At 65.3% G+C, this 14,763-nt stretch carries 14 protein-coding genes; 12 read left to right on the top strand and 2 right to left on the bottom strand.

All coding sequences use genetic code 11. The features are described 5' to 3' along the window. The first annotated feature begins 3 nt into the window (after positions 1–3). Entirely contained in the window at positions 4–1,563 is a 1,560-nt protein-coding gene (gene aspA / locus MHX66_RS00410; RefSeq protein WP_370646236.1) for an aspartate ammonia-lyase, read from the top strand. Here the strand turns inward: aspA and MHX66_RS00405 are convergent. After that, positions 1,536–2,336 carry a RecB family exonuclease gene (locus tag MHX66_RS00405; RefSeq protein WP_239198359.1) on the bottom strand — a complete coding sequence of 267 codons (801 nt, stop codon included), beginning with the start codon at positions 2,334–2,336 and terminating at the stop codon, positions 1,536–1,538. The genes aspA and MHX66_RS00405 overlap by 28 nt on opposite strands. A 54-nt stretch (positions 2,337–2,390) precedes the next feature. On the opposite strand from MHX66_RS00405, the gene MHX66_RS00400 reads away from it, so the two are divergent. Genes MHX66_RS00400 through MHX66_RS00350 form a run of 11 tightly spaced genes read left to right on the top strand, consistent with a single transcriptional unit; the run spans position 2,391 to position 14,468 of the window. Continuing rightward, complete coding sequence (locus tag MHX66_RS00400; RefSeq protein WP_239198356.1) at positions 2,391–3,224, top strand: tRNA (adenine-N1)-methyltransferase; 834 nt, start codon at positions 2,391–2,393, stop codon at positions 3,222–3,224. Positions 3,225–3,237: 13 nt separating this feature from the next. Next, entirely contained in the window at positions 3,238–4,782 is a 1,545-nt protein-coding gene (gene arc, locus MHX66_RS00395) for a proteasome ATPase (RefSeq protein WP_239198353.1), read from the top strand. Positions 4,783–4,795: 13 nt separating this feature from the next. Beyond that, a complete protein-coding gene (gene dop / locus MHX66_RS00390) occupies positions 4,796–6,319 on the top strand; it encodes a depupylase/deamidase Dop (protein WP_239198350.1) in 1,524 nt (507 codons plus the stop codon). Positions 6,320–6,321: 2 nt separating this feature from the next. Further along, the gene (locus tag MHX66_RS00385) at positions 6,322–6,516 is read left to right on the top strand and encodes a ubiquitin-like protein Pup (RefSeq protein WP_005294680.1); all 195 of its coding nucleotides are present in this window, start codon (positions 6,322–6,324) and stop codon (positions 6,514–6,516) included. Continuing rightward, a complete protein-coding gene (gene pafA / locus MHX66_RS00380; RefSeq protein ID WP_239198347.1) occupies positions 6,513–7,916 on the top strand; it encodes a Pup--protein ligase in 1,404 nt (467 codons plus the stop codon). The genes MHX66_RS00385 and pafA overlap by 4 nt, the downstream gene beginning before the upstream one ends. Further along, a complete protein-coding gene (locus MHX66_RS00375) occupies positions 7,913–8,848 on the top strand; it encodes a YafY family protein (RefSeq protein ID WP_049049986.1) in 936 nt (311 codons plus the stop codon). Before pafA ends, MHX66_RS00375 begins: the two co-directional genes overlap by 4 nt. Next, a complete protein-coding gene (locus MHX66_RS00370; RefSeq protein WP_239198344.1) occupies positions 8,845–9,813 on the top strand; it encodes a WYL domain-containing protein in 969 nt (322 codons plus the stop codon). The genes MHX66_RS00375 and MHX66_RS00370 overlap by 4 nt, the downstream gene beginning before the upstream one ends. Positions 9,814–9,848: 35 nt before the next feature. Then, positions 9,849–10,103 (top strand): Sec-independent protein translocase subunit TatA, encoded by a 255-nt coding sequence (gene tatA, locus MHX66_RS00365; RefSeq protein ID WP_034987575.1) that lies wholly within the window; start codon positions 9,849–9,851, stop codon positions 10,101–10,103. A gap of 7 nt (positions 10,104–10,110) precedes the next feature. Continuing rightward, positions 10,111–11,088 carry a twin-arginine translocase subunit TatC gene (gene tatC, locus MHX66_RS00360; protein WP_239198341.1) on the top strand — a complete coding sequence of 326 codons (978 nt, stop codon included), beginning with the start codon at positions 10,111–10,113 and terminating at the stop codon, positions 11,086–11,088. Beyond that, complete coding sequence (locus MHX66_RS00355; protein ID WP_239198338.1) at positions 11,075–13,747, top strand: RNA helicase; 2,673 nt, start codon at positions 11,075–11,077, stop codon at positions 13,745–13,747. The genes tatC and MHX66_RS00355 overlap by 14 nt, the downstream gene beginning before the upstream one ends. Continuing rightward, positions 13,740–14,468, top strand: a complete 729-nt coding sequence (locus MHX66_RS00350; protein WP_239198335.1) for an SDR family NAD(P)-dependent oxidoreductase — start codon at positions 13,740–13,742, stop codon at positions 14,466–14,468. Before MHX66_RS00355 ends, MHX66_RS00350 begins: the two co-directional genes overlap by 8 nt. On the opposite strand, the gene MHX66_RS00345 is transcribed toward MHX66_RS00350, so the two are convergent. Continuing rightward, positions 14,465–14,719 (bottom strand): hypothetical protein, encoded by a 255-nt coding sequence (locus MHX66_RS00345; RefSeq protein ID WP_239198332.1) that lies wholly within the window; start codon positions 14,717–14,719, stop codon positions 14,465–14,467. The genes MHX66_RS00350 and MHX66_RS00345 overlap by 4 nt on opposite strands. Positions 14,720–14,763: the final 44 nt, after the last annotated feature.

The raw sequence follows: 14,763 nt of genomic DNA, 5'->3' as shown, positions 1-14,763 counted from the left end.
ATCGTGACCGATAAACCAATTCCGTCAAAGGCAGCGGCAGAGGTTCACGGCGATGCAGTCGTGAGCTCCACTGACATCATCACGTCGGCTGAAACACACTCCCAGCTGGCGCGTGCTGCAAAGAGTTTCCGTGCCGAAGAGGATCTGCTGGGCACCATGGAGGTGCCCGACCACGCCTACTACGGCGTACACACCCTCCGCGCGGTGGACAACTTCCAGGTCTCGCGCACCACGATCAACCAGATCCCGGAGTTCATCCGCGGCATGGTGATGGTCAAGAAGGCCACCGCCATCGCCAACAACGAGGTCTTCGCCCTGCCCGATGAGAAGGCCAAGGCCATCATCTGGGCCTGCGACCAGGTGCTGGAAGAGTACCGCTGCATGGATCAGTTCCCGATCGACGTCTTCCAGGGCGGCGCGGGCACCAGTGTCAACATGAACACCAATGAGGTGATCGCCAACCTCGCCTTGGAATACCTGGGGCACCCGAAGGGCTCCTACGACATCATCAACCCCAACGATGACGTCAACATGTCCCAGTCCACCAACGACGCTTACCCCACCGGCTTCCGCCTGGGCCTGCATTTCGCAATTGACCAGCTGATCAAGCACCTCGACGCGCTCGAGCGCGCGTTCCTGGCCAAGGGCCACGAATTCCGCAACATCCTAAAGATGGGACGCACCCAGCTCCAGGACGCCGTGCCCATGTCTCTGGGCCAGGAGTTCCGCGCCTTCGGCTACAACATCGCCGAGGAGCGCCTGCAGCTGGAGCGTTCCCAGGCGCAGCTGCGCGAGGTGAACCTCGGCGCCACCGCCATCGGCACCGGCGTGAACACCCCGCCCGGCTACCAGAACGCAGTTATCCGCGCGCTCAGCGAGGTCAGTGGTCTGAAGATCGAGCCCTCCCGCGACCTCATCGAGGCCACCAGCGATACCGGCGCGTACGTCAACGCCCACGCCGCCGTGAAGCGCGTGGCCATGAAGCTGTCGAAGATCTGTAACGATCTGCGCCTGCTTTCCTCCGGCCCGCGCGCCGGCCTGAACGAGATCAACCTGCCGGAGCGCCAGGCCGGTTCGTCGATCATGCCGGCCAAGGTGAACCCGGTCATCCCCGAGGTCGTGAACCAGATCTGCTTCAAGGTCTTCGGCAACGACCAGACGGTCTCCATGGCCGCCGAGGCCGGCCAGCTGCAGCTCAATGTCATGGAACCGGTCATCGCCCAGTGCGTGTTCGAGTCCGTGCGTTTCCTGGCCCGCGCCTGCACCACGCTGCGCACCCTGTGCGTCGTGGACATCACGGCCAACGCCGACGTGTGCCGCCGCTACGTAGAGAACTCCATCGGCATCATCACCTACCTGAACCCGCTGATCGGCCACCACAACGGTGACCTGGTGGGCAAGGAGGCCGCCCGCACCGGCAAGCCCGTGCGCGACCTGGTTCTGGAAAAGGGCCTGCTGGACGAGGAAACCCTCGACGAGGTCTTGAGCCCGGAGAACCTGCTGAACCCGACGTTCCAGGGCAAGCTCTACACGGACTACGAAGAGGAAACCTCCAAGGGATAGTCCGGCGGGGTGCCACCGAAGGCGGGGCAGAGGTCCTGGAAGTGGCACCACCCGCACAACTTGGTGGTGCGCGGCTGGAAGTTTCCGCTGCGCACGTCCGCCAGGATGCGCGCCCATAGCTCGCCCAGCTCGCGCTCGAAGGCAGCCAGCTCGGTGGCGGTGGGGCGCAGCACCATGTCGTCGCTGACCTTCAGATACATCAGGCGCAACTGGGTGGGCAGCTCGCCCGTCATGCGCCACCACACCAGGGCGTAGAACATCATCTGGAAGCGGGCCGAATCCGCAAAGCGGGGCGCGGGCTTCTTGCCCGTCTTGTAGTCCACCACGCGCACCTGGCCGGTCTCCGCGATGTCCACGCGGTCGATGAAACCGCGCACCGGCACATCGTTGGGCAGCGTTAGATTCACGAATTGCTCGCACTCGTGGGCGTCAAAACCATCCGGGTTCTCCATCTGGAAGTAGCCCTTCACCAGCTCGCGGCACTCCTCCCAGAACTCCACGGTGGACTGCTCGGGCACCAGCTCCGAAAGCTCCGGGTCCTTGACCAGCATCTTCTCCCACTCCGGGCGAATCATCTTCACCGCCGCCGGGTAGGTGCGACTGCCACGGGGCAGCTGGTGCAGGTTCTCCAACACCGCATGCACGAGCGTGCCCTTCACCTGGGCGATCGTGTTCGGCTCCTCCAACTTGTCGATCGCCCGAAAGCGATACAGCAGCGGGCACTGCTTGTAGTCGTTGGCGTGGGAAGGGGAGAGAGCTAGTTTCGTAGTCACCCGACCCACCCTAGTAAAATGAACCGGATCTCTTAAAGCAGGAAGGAAGACCACATGGCATATTCCGGCCGTTTCACCGAAGGCGACCGTGTGCAGCTCACAGACGCCAAGCGTCGCCACTTCACCATCACCCTGGCCAAGGGCGAGAGCTTCTTCACCCACAAGGGCGAAATCCGCCACGACGACATCATCGGCCAACACGAGGGCACCGTGGTCAAGTCCTCCGGGGCTGCCGAATACCTGTGCTTCCGCCACCTGCTGGTCGATCACGTGCTCTCCATGCCCCGCGGCGCGGCGGTGATCTACCCGAAGGATGCCGCCCAGATCCTCGTGGAAGGCGACATCTTCCCGGGCGCCACGGTGCTGGAGGCCGGCGCGGGCTCCGGCGCCATGAGCACCTGGCTGCTGCGGGCCGTAGGGCCTAAGGGCAAGGTCATCAGCTACGAGATCCGCGAGGATCACCTGGCCTACGCCAAGGAAAACGTGGAGGACTACTTCGACGGCCACCCGGAGAACTGGGACCTGCGCTTGGGCGACCTGAAGACCGTCACCAAGGAGGATGTCGGCGACGTCGACCGCGTGCTGCTGGACATGTTGGAGCCTTGGGAGATGCTGGACACCGTCAAGGACGTGCTGATCCCCGGCGGGGTGTTCATGACGTACGTCGCCACTGTCCCGCAGCTGATGAAGGTCATGGAGGGCATCCGCGAGACCGGCTGCTTCACCGAACCGAAGGCCTGGGAATCCCTGGTGCGTGAGTGGAAGGTCGATGGCCTGGCCACCCGCCCCGAGCACCGTATGAACGCGCACACGGCATTTCTGATCCTGGCGCGCAGGCTGGCTGATGGCGTCACCGCACCTCGACCGCAACGCCGCGCGCGCCGTTAGTAGACTGGTCAGTATGACCGAGAACACATCAGCGGAAGGGCCACAGACTCTGCGCGAGCTGCAGATCGCGAACCGACAACTCGGCGCGCGCAACGCGAAGCTCGTGGAGCTGCTGCAGGCCAGCCGCACGAAGCTGGAGGAGATCAACGGTCGGCTGGAAGCACTGGCCGAACCGCCGAGCACCTACGGCACGCTGCTGCAGGCCAACCGGGACTTCACCGCCGAGGTCTTCACGGCCGGCCGCCGGATGCGCCTGATGGTCTCGCCGAACGTCCCGCAGCACGAGCTGGTGCCCGGCGCGATGGTGCGCCTGGGGGAGGGCCAGCAGGTCGTGGAGGTTACCGGCCAGCCAGACTTCGGTGACATCGCCCAGGTCGTGGAGGTCACTGGCGACCGGCTGATCATCGCCGACAAGGTGGGCGAGGAGTACGTGGTTAAGGCCGCCGGCGACCTGGCAGGCGATGTGGTCACCGGGGATTCCGTGATCGTGGACCGCAAATCCGGCTGGGCCTTCGAGGCCGTGCCCCGCGCGGAGACGAACAACCTGATCCTGGAGGAGGTCCCGGACGTCACCTACGACGACATCGGCGGCCTGGGCCAGCAGATCACGCAGATCCGCGACGCGGTCGAGCTGCCGTTTCTGCACCCCGAGATCTACACCCGCTATGGCCTGCGCCCGCCGAAGGGTGTGCTGCTCTACGGCCCGCCCGGCAACGGTAAGACCCTGATTGCGAAGGCCGTGGCGAACTCCCTGGCGCAGTCGGATTCCCCGTACTTCCTGAACATCAAGGGCCCTGAGCTGCTGAACAAGTTCGTGGGCGAGACCGAGCGCCAGATCCGCGCGATCTTCGAGCAGGCCCGCCGCGTGGCCAGCTCCGGCCGCCCCGTCATCGTCTTCTTCGACGAGATGGAGGCGCTGTTCCGCACGCGCGGTACGGGTGTGAGCTCCGACATGGAGTCCACCGTCGTCCCACAGCTGCTCGCCGAGCTCGATGGCGTGGAGGCCGCGGGCAACGTCATCGTCATCGGCGCCTCGAACCGCGAGGAGCTCATCGACCCGGCCATCCTGCGCCCCGGCCGCCTGGACGTGAAGATTCGTATCGCCCGGCCCGACGCCTTCGGTGCAGCTGCCATCCTGTCGAAGCACCTCGATGCTTCTCTTCCTATTGACGCCGACTTCTCCGCCGCCGCCGGTTCCAACGAGGCTGCAGCGGCAGCCCTGCGGCAGAGCATCGTCGACGAGCTGTTTACCCGGGACGAGGCGCACCGCTATGTCACGCTCCACTACGCCGACGGCTGCCGTGAGGATCTGTACTGGGCGGACTTCGTTTCCGGCGCGATGCTGGCGAATATCGTGGACCGGGCGAAGACCCTGGCCATCAAGGACGCGCTGCACAACGGCACAGACGGGCTGCGCCCGGAGCACGTGCACGCGGCCGTTCTGGCCGAGGTGGGGGATTCCGAGGATCTGCCGGATACCACCAACCCCGCGGAGTGGGCGCGCATCTACGGCCACGGCACGAAGCGCGTCGTGGACATCGACGTGCACAAGGTCTAGGGAGGATACAAGTTTGTTTGGCCCGCACATCATTGGCTCGGAGACGGAGTACGGCATCGTCGCCGTAGACGACCCGTCGGCCAGCCCGATTCACACCTCCACCCAAGCCGTCGTGGCTTATGCGGAACACAGCGGCCAGGGGGTGAACCGCCGCACCCGGTGGGACTACGAGAACGAATCCCCCCTGCGCGACATCCGCGGCTTCGACCTGCGCCGCTACCGCCGGGGATCCGCCCCGGTGCTGGATCCGAATGCCCTCGGCGCGGCGAACGTCATCACCGCCAACGGCGCGCGCTTCTATGTTGATCACGCGCACCCGGAGTATTCCTCCCCGGAAACCACGACCGCCCGCGACGCGGTGGTGTGGGACAAGGCCGGGGACATCATCATGCACCGCGCCGCCGAGGCCGCCGAGCCGGAGCTGAAGATCTACAAGAACAACGTGGACGGCAAGGGCGCTAGCTACGGCTCGCACGAGAACTACTTGTACCCGCGCGACCTGGACGTCGAGGACGTACAGGCGGCTTTGATCCCGCACTTCGTCACCCGGCAGGTTTTCTGCGGTGCTGGACGCATCGGGCTGGGGCAGCAAGGGGAGCAGCCTGGCTTCCAGATCAGCCAGCGCGCCGACTACATCGAGACGGAAGTCTCACTAGAGACCACGCTGAACCGCGGCATCGTGAACACCCGCGACGAGCCGCACGCGGAGGCCGACAAGTGGCGCCGCCTACACGTGATCATCGGGGATGCGAACTTGAGCGAGTTCTCCAACTACCTGAAGTTCGGCACCACCGCGCTGGTGCTGGCGGCGGTAGCCGAGGGCGCGTACTTCGGCGACCTGCTCCTGCTGGAGCCGGTGGCGGACGTCCAGCGCGTCTCCCGGGATCTGGACTGCACCTACCGGCTGCGCTTCTACGGACAGGCGGAGCGCACCGCCATCGAGACGCAGCGGGAGATCCGCAAGCGCGTGGGGGAGATCATGGAGCTGCGCGGCGACGACCTGGAGGTCTTCGAGCTGTGGGGCAAGATCCTCGACGACCTCGAGGCCGATCCGCTGTCCACCGCCGACCGGCTGGACTGGACGGCCAAGCTGCAGCTGATGAACGCCTACCGGGCGCGCGGCCTGGAGTGGACCGACCCGCGCCTGGCTTTGGTGGACCTGCAGTACTCGGACATCGACCCGCGACGCGGGCTCTACCACGCGCTGGTGCGGAAGGGCCGGATGCAAACCCTGCTGGACCCGGCGGAGATCGAGGCCGCGGTGGACACCCCGCCACAGGCCACGCGCGCGTGGCTGCGCGGGCACCTGGTGGCGAACTACTCCGCCGACATCCTCTCGGCGAACTGGGATAGCGTCATCGTGGACACCCCGGACGGCGCAGCACAGATCACCATGGACGACCCCCGCGGGTTCAACCAGTTGGAGCTACGCGCGCTGCTGGAAGCGCAACCGCGCCCCGGCATCGGCGAGCTCGTGGCAGGCTTGAAGGAAATCAACCCGGACAAGATCTCCGGGGTTGGCAGAAAGGAAGATTAATCATGGCACAGGGCGGACAGGTCAGCGCCGGCGGCGGTCGGCGCGACGACGACGAACCCATCGAGCAGACCTCCGGCGCGGGCACCCAGCAGGTGAACGTCACCGGTACCGACGATCTGCTGGACGAGATCGACGGCCTGCTGGAGAACAACGCGGAGGAGTTCGTCCGCTCCTACGTACAAAAGGGCGGCCAGTGACCGCCATCCGCCGCCGCATCATGGGCCTGGAGACCGAGTATGGAATCGCCAACATGCAGGATTCCTCCCGGCGCCTCGGTCCCGACGAGATTGCCCGCAAGCTCTTCGCCCCCGTGGTGGAGGAGCACCGCAGCTCGAACATCTACACCGAGAACGCCTCGCGCCTCTACCTAGACGTTGGCGCGCACCCGGAGTTCGCTACCGCGGAGTGCGATAGCCTGCACCAGCTGATCGCCTATGACCGCTCTGGCGACCTGTTGTTTCACGAGCTGGCCGACCGCGCCGAGCAGGCCGTCGGTGGCAAGGTCTATCTGTTGAAGAACAACACGGATTCCTTGGGCAACTCCTATGGATGCCACGAGAACTACCTGGTCAGCCGCGATATTCCCCTGAAGGGCCTCAGCAAGCAGCTGCTGCCTTTCCTGGTTACCCGCCAGCTGATCTGCGGCGCGGGCAAGCTCGCGATCCCTTATCCCGGCGCGCCGAACGAGAACTTCGGCCCGGGCTACACCATGAGCCAGCGCGCCGACCACGTCTGGGAGGGCGTGTCCAGCGCGACGACCCGCTCGCGCCCCATCATCAACACCCGCGACGAGCCGCACGCCGATTCTTCCAAGTATCGCCGCCTGCACGTCATCGTCGGCGATTCGAACATGTCGGAGGTCACCACGGCCCTGAAGATCGGCTCCACGCTGCTGGTGCTGGAGATGATCGAGGCCGGCGTGGCCCTCCCGGACTTCGAGATGGCCAACGAGATCCGCTCTATCCGCGAGATTTCCCGCGACTTCACCGGCCAGGTGGACATCGCTCTGCGCAGCGGGTCGACTGCCACGCCGCTGGAAATCCAGCGCGCTTTTTATGACGCCGCCTGCGCCTACCTCGCCTCGCGTGAAGACCCGGAGCGGGGCACCCCCAACGCGGAGCTAACCCCCGTGGTGGATCTGTGGGGTCGCGTCCTAGACTGCTTCGACACGGGCGACTTCTCGCCGGTCTCCACGGAGATCGACTGGGTCATTAAGAAATCCCTGCTCGATCGAATGGCCGCTGCCCGTGGCCTGGATCCCATCGACCCGCGCCTGGCGCAGATCGACCTGATGTATCACGACATTCACCCCACTCGCGGCCTGTTTAACGTGCTGGCCCGCCGCGGCCTGGCGCGCACGCTGCTAGCCCCGGAGACGATCGAGCAGGCTTTCCGCCAGGCCCCGCCGACAACCCGCGCGGCGGTGCGCGGCCGTTTCATCGCGGCGGTCCGGGCCCACCCGGAGCTGTCCTACACAGTGGATTGGATGCGCGTGAAGGTCAACGGCGAGGACGGGGCAGAGGCCCTGCTGGCCGACCCCTTTGCCAACACCAGCGAGGACGTCGACCGCATTATCGAGACCCTGGGAGCCCGATGAACCGCAACCGCCCCGTCGAGACTCACTGGATTCCGGGCGCCACGCGCCTGTTTAACCTAGTGATCGCGCTGCTGAACTCCGACGGCCCGCGCTCCATCGAGTGGGTGCTCGCCAACGTCGAGGGCTACCAGCACGCCAAGGACGGCTCCGCCCGCAAGCAGCTCGGCCGCGACCGCCAGGACCTTGCCGAGCTGGGCGTGCGCATCACGGGCGAGGACATGCTCACCCTCGACCCCGCCCAGACCTTCCTGCCGGACATCGAGTTCACCGACGGCGAGGCCACTGTCCTCGCCGCCGCCAGCCGGTGGGCCCAGTCGGGGGAGATGCAGCACGCCGCCCGCTCCGCCTACACCAAGCTGGCCGCAGCGGGCATGCAGCACCGCGTTTCCACCGGCGAGGTCGCCGTCCCGAGCGTCCCGGACCACACCGCCCTGGACGGCGATTCCCTCGACGCGATCTTCCGCGCCCTCGACAACGGCCTGGTCTTGGAGTTCAACTACTATCCTTCGCTGGTCGATACTCCCCAGCAGCGTCGACTGGAGCCCTGGGCTTATGGAGCCAAGGATGGCCTGGTCTACGTCACTGGTTTCGACCCGGACCGCGAGGCCCAGCGCACGTTCCGCTTAGCGCGCATCGATTCCGTCACGGCCCTGCCGGAGTTCGCCCAGCACCCGCGCCCGGAGGGCACCCCGCAGCAGCTGATCCAGCAGGGGCTGTTAAGCAGCCGCCAGATGGTCACCGCAACCGTCGAGTTCCCCGAGCCCGGCGCCTGGGAGCTACGCCGATTGGCCGACGAGAACGGCCAGATCGGCCCCGTGGAACGCGACTGGTTTGTCCGCACCGCCGCGGCCTACGCGCCCCATGTGGTGGTTACCTCGCCGCCGGATGTCGTCGCCGATGTTGTTGCCGTTTTAAAGGAGGCTGCTTCATGACGCCCCCTCGTTCCAATGCCGAACAATTCCTCCGTACCCTGTCCGTCCTCGCCTGGTTCCGGTCTCACCCGGATAGCAGCCTGATGGCGGCCTCTCGCGCGTTGGACCTATCCACCGCGCAGATCGCCCACGAGCTCGGTCAGGTTTCTCAGTGCCGCGTGCCCGCCAGCATCCTCGACATGCCGGTGGAGGTCACGGTGGATCGCATGCGTGCCTCCGTGGAGTTCTCCGCCGGCCTGGACCGCCCGCTCGCCCTGACCGCGATGGAGGCCGGTGTGCTGCTGCTGAACTTGCAGGCACTGCGCTCCACCGCGCCGGCGGAGGCACAGGCGGACATCGACTCCGCTAGTGAGAAGATTCAGGCTCTCTTGCGCTCCCGGCGTGAGTACACGGATTCCTTCACCCCCGAATCGGCGCCCTCAACCCCCGCCTATGTGCAGCTGCGCCGTCAGCTCTCGGAGGCCATCCAATCCCGCCGCCAGGTCACGTTCAACTACCAGTCGATATCCAGCGATAGCTTCAGCACCCGCACGGTAGACCCCGACCATGTGGCTCTCGTGGACGGCGAGTATTACCTGTGGGCGCGGGAACGTGGCGTCACCACAAAAACCTTTGCGCTTGCGCGCATCGACGGGCTCGACCTGGGGGAGGAAGGTTCGGCCAGTGCCCAACAGGTACCCGAGATCGACCCGGAGGATCCCTTCGATTTCGGTCTCAGCGACAACTGGGCACGCCTGGAGCTAGACGAGTCGCTGCGGTGGATGTTGGAGTACTTCCCCATGTGGGTAGTCGAAGACGAAACCCGGCTGGTCGTCGACGTGCCCGACACCGGTGAATGGTTTTTAAGGTTCCTGCTAGGTTTTTCATCCGGTATTCGCAATGTAGAACCGCTACCATTGGCCGAGAACTTAAAAGCCCTAGCCCGGCGTGGCCTCGATGCCTACGAGGCTCGCGAGCTAGGATAGTAAGACCAATCCCAACGACAGAAAGCTCGTAGATAATGCCGAACCTTGGCGTTCCTGAACTACTCATCATCGCTCTGGTCATTTTCCTGCTGTTCGGAGCGACCCGCCTGCCCAACGCAGCGCGTTCCCTGGGCCGTTCGATGCGCATCTTCAAGTCCGAAATGGACGAGATGAAGACTGACGGCGACCAGAAGGAGCTGGCAAAGAAGCAGGCTCCGACCGCCGAGCAGCAGCAGGCCCAAGACCTGGCTCAGCCCAAGTCCGAACAGCCGAACGAGCACAACGCTTAAAAATTAAGTGGCTAAGAAGCTAAAGAAGCCCGCCGATGGTTCGATGACCATCGTCGAGCACATCAATGAGCTGCGCAAGCGCGTATTCATTTCCCTGGTTGCCATCTTCATCGGCACGATTATCGGCTACATCTGGTACAACGTCGAAGTCGGTCCGATCCCTTCACTAGGCGAGGTGCTGCGCGGACCGTACTGTAACCTGCCGCCGGAGGCCCGCTTTGGCTCCGAGGCGGGGGAGTGCCGCCTGCTGGCTACCAGTCCTTTTGAGATGTTTATGCTGCGTCTTAAGGTTGGCGCGTTGGCAGGCATGGTCTTTTCCTCGCCAATTTGGTTAGGCCAGATCTGGGCGTACATCACCCCGGGCCTGCACAAGAACGAGAAGCGCTGGACATTAGGCGTGGGTATTTCCGCAGGCCTACTGTTCACCGTCGGCGCGGTGCTGGCTTACTTCGTGCTTGCCTTCGGCTTGGAGTTCCTGCTGACCATCGGCGATGAGGCGCAGATTGCTGCCCTGAACGGCGAGAAATACTTCAGCTTTGCCATGGCGCTGCTGCTAATTTTTGGCGTGAGCTTCGAGGTGCCGCTCATTACCGTGCTGCTGAACCTGGCACACGTGGTCACCTACCAGCAGCTGAAGGATAAGCGCCGCTTCATCTGGGCTTTCCTGTTCCTCTTCGCCGCGTTCGTCACCCCGGGCCAGGACCCGATCTCGATGGTGATCCTGGCGATCTCGCTGTGCGCGATGATGGAGATCGCCACGCAGATCGCCCGCCTGAACGACAAGCGCCGCCAAAAGAACCAGGCGGACTGGCTGGAGGTCGAAGACGACGAGTCCACCGACATCGCCGCCCCGGAGCCCATTGCCCCGGTGACGGCAACCCCGGCACCGCAGTCCACCAGCGCGGCTCGCCCAATTGACTCGCCGAAGCGCCAAGATCCAAAGGCTCAAGACTTCACCCGCAGCGATTTCGATGACATTCTCTAGCCCCCAGGTAGAGCGCTTCTGCGCCCAGTACGACTTCCTGCTGGACGACTTCCAGGTCCAAGCGGCCGAAGCTATCGCCCGGGGCAAGGGGGTGCTCGTAGCCGCCCCGACAGGCGCGGGCAAGACCATCGTCGGCGAGTTTGCCGTGTTCGCCGCCTTCCACGGTGACGGCACCTGTTTCTACACCACGCCCATCAAGGCCTTGAGCAACCAGAAGTTCCACGATCTGGTGGAGCGCTACGGGGAGGCCAACGTTGGCCTGCTCACCGGCGACGTCACCATCAACGGCGACGCACCCATCGTTGTGATGACCACCGAAGTCCTGCGCAACATGATCTACGCCGACTCCGAACGGCTGGAAACCCTCACGCACGTCGTCATGGACGAGGTGCACTTCCTGGCCGACCGTTCCCGCGGTCCGGTCTGGGAGGAGGCCATTCTCAACCTGGACCCCCGCGTAATCCTCGTATCCCTGTCGGCCACCGTCTCCAACGTCGAGGAGTTCGGCGGCTGGCTATCCGCCGTCCGTGGCGATACCGAGATTATCGTCACCGAGAAGCGGCCGGTGCCGCTGACCCAGTTCATGATGGTCGGCCGCCAGATCCTGCCCCTTTTCGAAGGCTCGGAGCAGCACCTCGGCGCCATCAACCGCAAGGTCGTCGCCGCTGCTGCGAAGGCCGAGGAAACTGGCAAGCGCCGCGGGCCGAAGCGCGGCGACGTGGTGCAGCACATGGCCACCGCGGGCATGTTGCCTGCGATTTACTTTATCTTCTCGCGCGTTGGTTGTGACGCCGCCGTCCGCGCCCTGCTGATCGATCGCGTGGACTACTCGTCTCCGTCGGAAAGGGAGGAGATCCTGCGCACGATCGACGCAGGCGTTTCCGACCTGACGGAGGAAGACCTGAACGTCCTGGGCTTCCGCCAGTGGCGGCGCGCCCTGTCGCGCGGTTTCGCCGCTCACCACGCCGGCATGCTGCCGGCCTTCCGCCACATCGTGGAGGACCTGTTCGCCCGTGGCCTGCTGAAGGTCTGCTTCGCCACGGAGACCCTGGCGCTGGGCATCAACATGCCCGCCCGCTCGGTGGTGCTGGAGAAGCTGGTGAAGTTCAACGGCGAGACGCACGCCGACCTCACCCCCGGCCAATACACGCAGCTCACCGGTCGCGCCGGCCGCCGTGGCATAGACACGAAGGGTAACGCGGTGGTGCTGTGGAGCCAGGGGCTGGACCCTTATGGGGTTGCAGACTTGGCGTCAACAAGAACCTATCCGCTGGATTCCACCTTCCGTCCCGGCTACAACATGGCCGTGAACCTCATCGGCACGATGGGGCTGGACGAGGCCCACCGGCTGCTGCTGCGTTCCTTTGCGCAGTACCAGACCAACGGCGCGGTGGTGGAAAGCGCCGAGCAGATTGAAAAGCGCCGCCGTGAGCTGGCCCAGCAGGAAAAGCAGCTCAAGGCCACCATCCGCGAGGTGCGCCGCCCGTCCAACAGCCTCAACGAGGACTTCCAGCTGGTCACCGAATACGGCCAGCTGCGCCGCGAGCTCTCGCAGGAGGAGCGTCGCGCCAAGCGCATGGTCATCGACGAGGCCTCGGCGGAGACCACGGCCCTTCTACAGTCCCTGCAGCCCGGCGACGTGATCGCGCTGCCCACTGGCAAGAACCCCACCACCGCCGTGATTGCCCGTGCCGACCACCGCGGCCGGCCGACGATCATCACCGACGACGGCTGGGTGGAGCGCATCAACCCCGACATGTTCGGCAACACTCCGGTACACATCGGCCACATGCGTCTGCACAAGGGCGTGGCGCGCAACCCGAAGCGTCAAGCCAGGGGAGTGGCCGCCAACCTTCGCCGCCTGCAGCTGGATAAGCCGAAGAAGCTTAAGCCCCGGGCGCGCCGCCGCTCCCTGCGCGCCGTCGAGCTGCGCGAGCAAGTGCACGCTCACCCAGTGCATGCCTGGGAAGGCCGCGAGGAGCTCTGCCGTGCCGCCGAACAGTACCTGAAGGCCGCCCGCCGCCTGGAGTTCGAGCAGAAGGAGCAGCCCCAGGAGTCCGATTCCCTCTCCGCCCAATTCAACCGCATTCTTGCGCTGCTGGCGGAGCTGGACTACGTGGAGCTCGAGGGTAACACCGCCCGCATCACCATGGAGGGCGAGCGCCTTTCCAAGATCCACCACGAGTCCGATCTGCTGGTCGCCCAGTGCCTACGCCGCGGGATCTGGGACGAGCTGGACCCGGCGGAGCTGGCGGCCGTGGCCAGCACTTGCGTATTCGAGAACCGTCGCGACTCCGGCGCCAAGGACGATGGCGTGCCCACCGAGCCGCTGGCCGAGGCGATCAGCCAGACGTGGCGCATCTACCAGGAGCTTTCCACCGACGAGCAGCGCCACCGCCTCGCCGTGACCCGCGAGCCAGAGCTGGGCTTTGCCACCGCGGTGCACCAGTGGACCGCCGGCGCCCCGCTGGAGTACTGCCTGCGCGCGGCCGAGGCCAGCGGCGCCACCCTGACCCCCGGCGATTTCGTGCGCTGGTGCCGCCGCGTGATCGACCTGCTGGATCAGATCAAGCTGACTGGCTATTCCAATGAAGTGAAGGCGGCCTCCCGCAAGGCGGTCGCCGCGATGAGACGAGGAGTTGTGGCCCTCGATGGCTAAGAAAATTGCAATCTTCGGCGCGACCAGCGAGATCGGCGGCGAGATCGCCCGCCTGCTCGCCCCCGGCAACCACTTGGTGCTCGCCGCCCGCCGCACCACGGATCTGGCCGATGAGCTGTACCGACTCGGCGCCACGCAGGTCGATTCCTTCTTTTTTGACGCCACCGACGTGGATTCCCACGCAGACCTCATCGCGGAGATCGAGGCCACCGGCCCGCTGGACGTGGCGCTGGCGATGTTCGGCGTGCTGGGCGACCAGAAGCTCGCGGAGCGCGATTCCTCCGAGGTCTACCGCGTGCTGCACACGGACTTCACCGCCCAGGCGGTGCTGCTGACGGAGCTGTCCCGGGTGATGAAGTCCCGCGACAGGGGAGTGCTGGTGGCCTATTCCTCCATCGCCGGGGCTCGCGTGCGCCGCCCGAACTATGTCTACGGCTCGGCGAAGGCCGGCCTGGATGGTTTCTGCCAGGGCATGCAGGACGCGCTGCAGGGCACCGGAGTGCGCCTGGTGATCGTGCGCCCGGGTTTCGTGATCGGCCGGATGACCCGCGGCATGGATCCGGCGCCGCTGTCCACCACGCCGGACGTGGTCGCCGAGGCCACGGTTCGCGCCATCAACGACGAAAGCGCGGAATCCGTGTGGATCCCGCGCTCCCTGAAGCTGCTGGCCGCCGCCATGCAGGTGGTCCCGCGTTGGCTGTGGCGGCGCGCGCCACGCTAGACGTGGAAGATGCTGTAGAAGATCGTCCGCAGGATCCCGAAGGCCACGGAGATGCCGGTGGCCGCAGCGATGCCGATCGCAACCTTTGCAACCGGGTGCAGGCCGTCCCACCACTCGTCGGAGTCGCTCGAGCTGGTGCTGGAGCTGGAGCTCGTGCTCTGGGTGTCGGTTTCTGCCACTGCCGGGGTGACGGATGCCAGGGCAACCGTGGGTGCCAGAACTGCAGCGAGGATAGAGCGGCGTAGACGCATCGAAGTACTCCCTAAAACGTAGTTAAGCTATCGCGTGTAGGAAC

The organism is Corynebacterium sp. ACRPH (assembly GCF_022347285.1).
GTDB lineage: Bacteria > Actinomycetota > Actinomycetes > Mycobacteriales > Mycobacteriaceae > Corynebacterium.
Note: the sequence above shows the minus strand (reverse complement) of the source record. Positions and strands in the feature narration are given on the sequence as shown.

Excerpts from the sequence above, each read along its gene's own strand:
- MHX66_RS00345 (WP_239198332.1), bottom strand. The coding sequence starts at position 14,719 with ATGCGTCTACGCCGCTCTATCCTCGCTGCAGTTCTGGCACCCACGGTT.
- MHX66_RS00355 (WP_239198338.1), top strand. The coding sequence starts at position 11,075 with ATGACATTCTCTAGCCCCCAGGTAGAGCGCTTCTGCGCCCAGTACGAC.
- arc (WP_239198353.1), top strand. The coding sequence starts at position 3,238 with ATGACCGAGAACACATCAGCGGAAGGGCCACAGACTCTGCGCGAGCTG.
- MHX66_RS00385 (WP_005294680.1), top strand. The coding sequence starts at position 6,322 with ATGGCACAGGGCGGACAGGTCAGCGCCGGCGGCGGTCGGCGCGACGAC.
- MHX66_RS00375 (WP_049049986.1), top strand. The coding sequence starts at position 7,913 with ATGAACCGCAACCGCCCCGTCGAGACTCACTGGATTCCGGGCGCCACG.
- MHX66_RS00400 (WP_239198356.1), top strand. The coding sequence starts at position 2,391 with ATGGCATATTCCGGCCGTTTCACCGAAGGCGACCGTGTGCAGCTCACA.
- MHX66_RS00370 (WP_239198344.1), top strand. The coding sequence starts at position 8,845 with ATGACGCCCCCTCGTTCCAATGCCGAACAATTCCTCCGTACCCTGTCC.
- MHX66_RS00350 (WP_239198335.1), top strand. The coding sequence starts at position 13,740 with ATGGCTAAGAAAATTGCAATCTTCGGCGCGACCAGCGAGATCGGCGGC.
- tatA (WP_034987575.1), top strand. The coding sequence starts at position 9,849 with ATGCCGAACCTTGGCGTTCCTGAACTACTCATCATCGCTCTGGTCATT.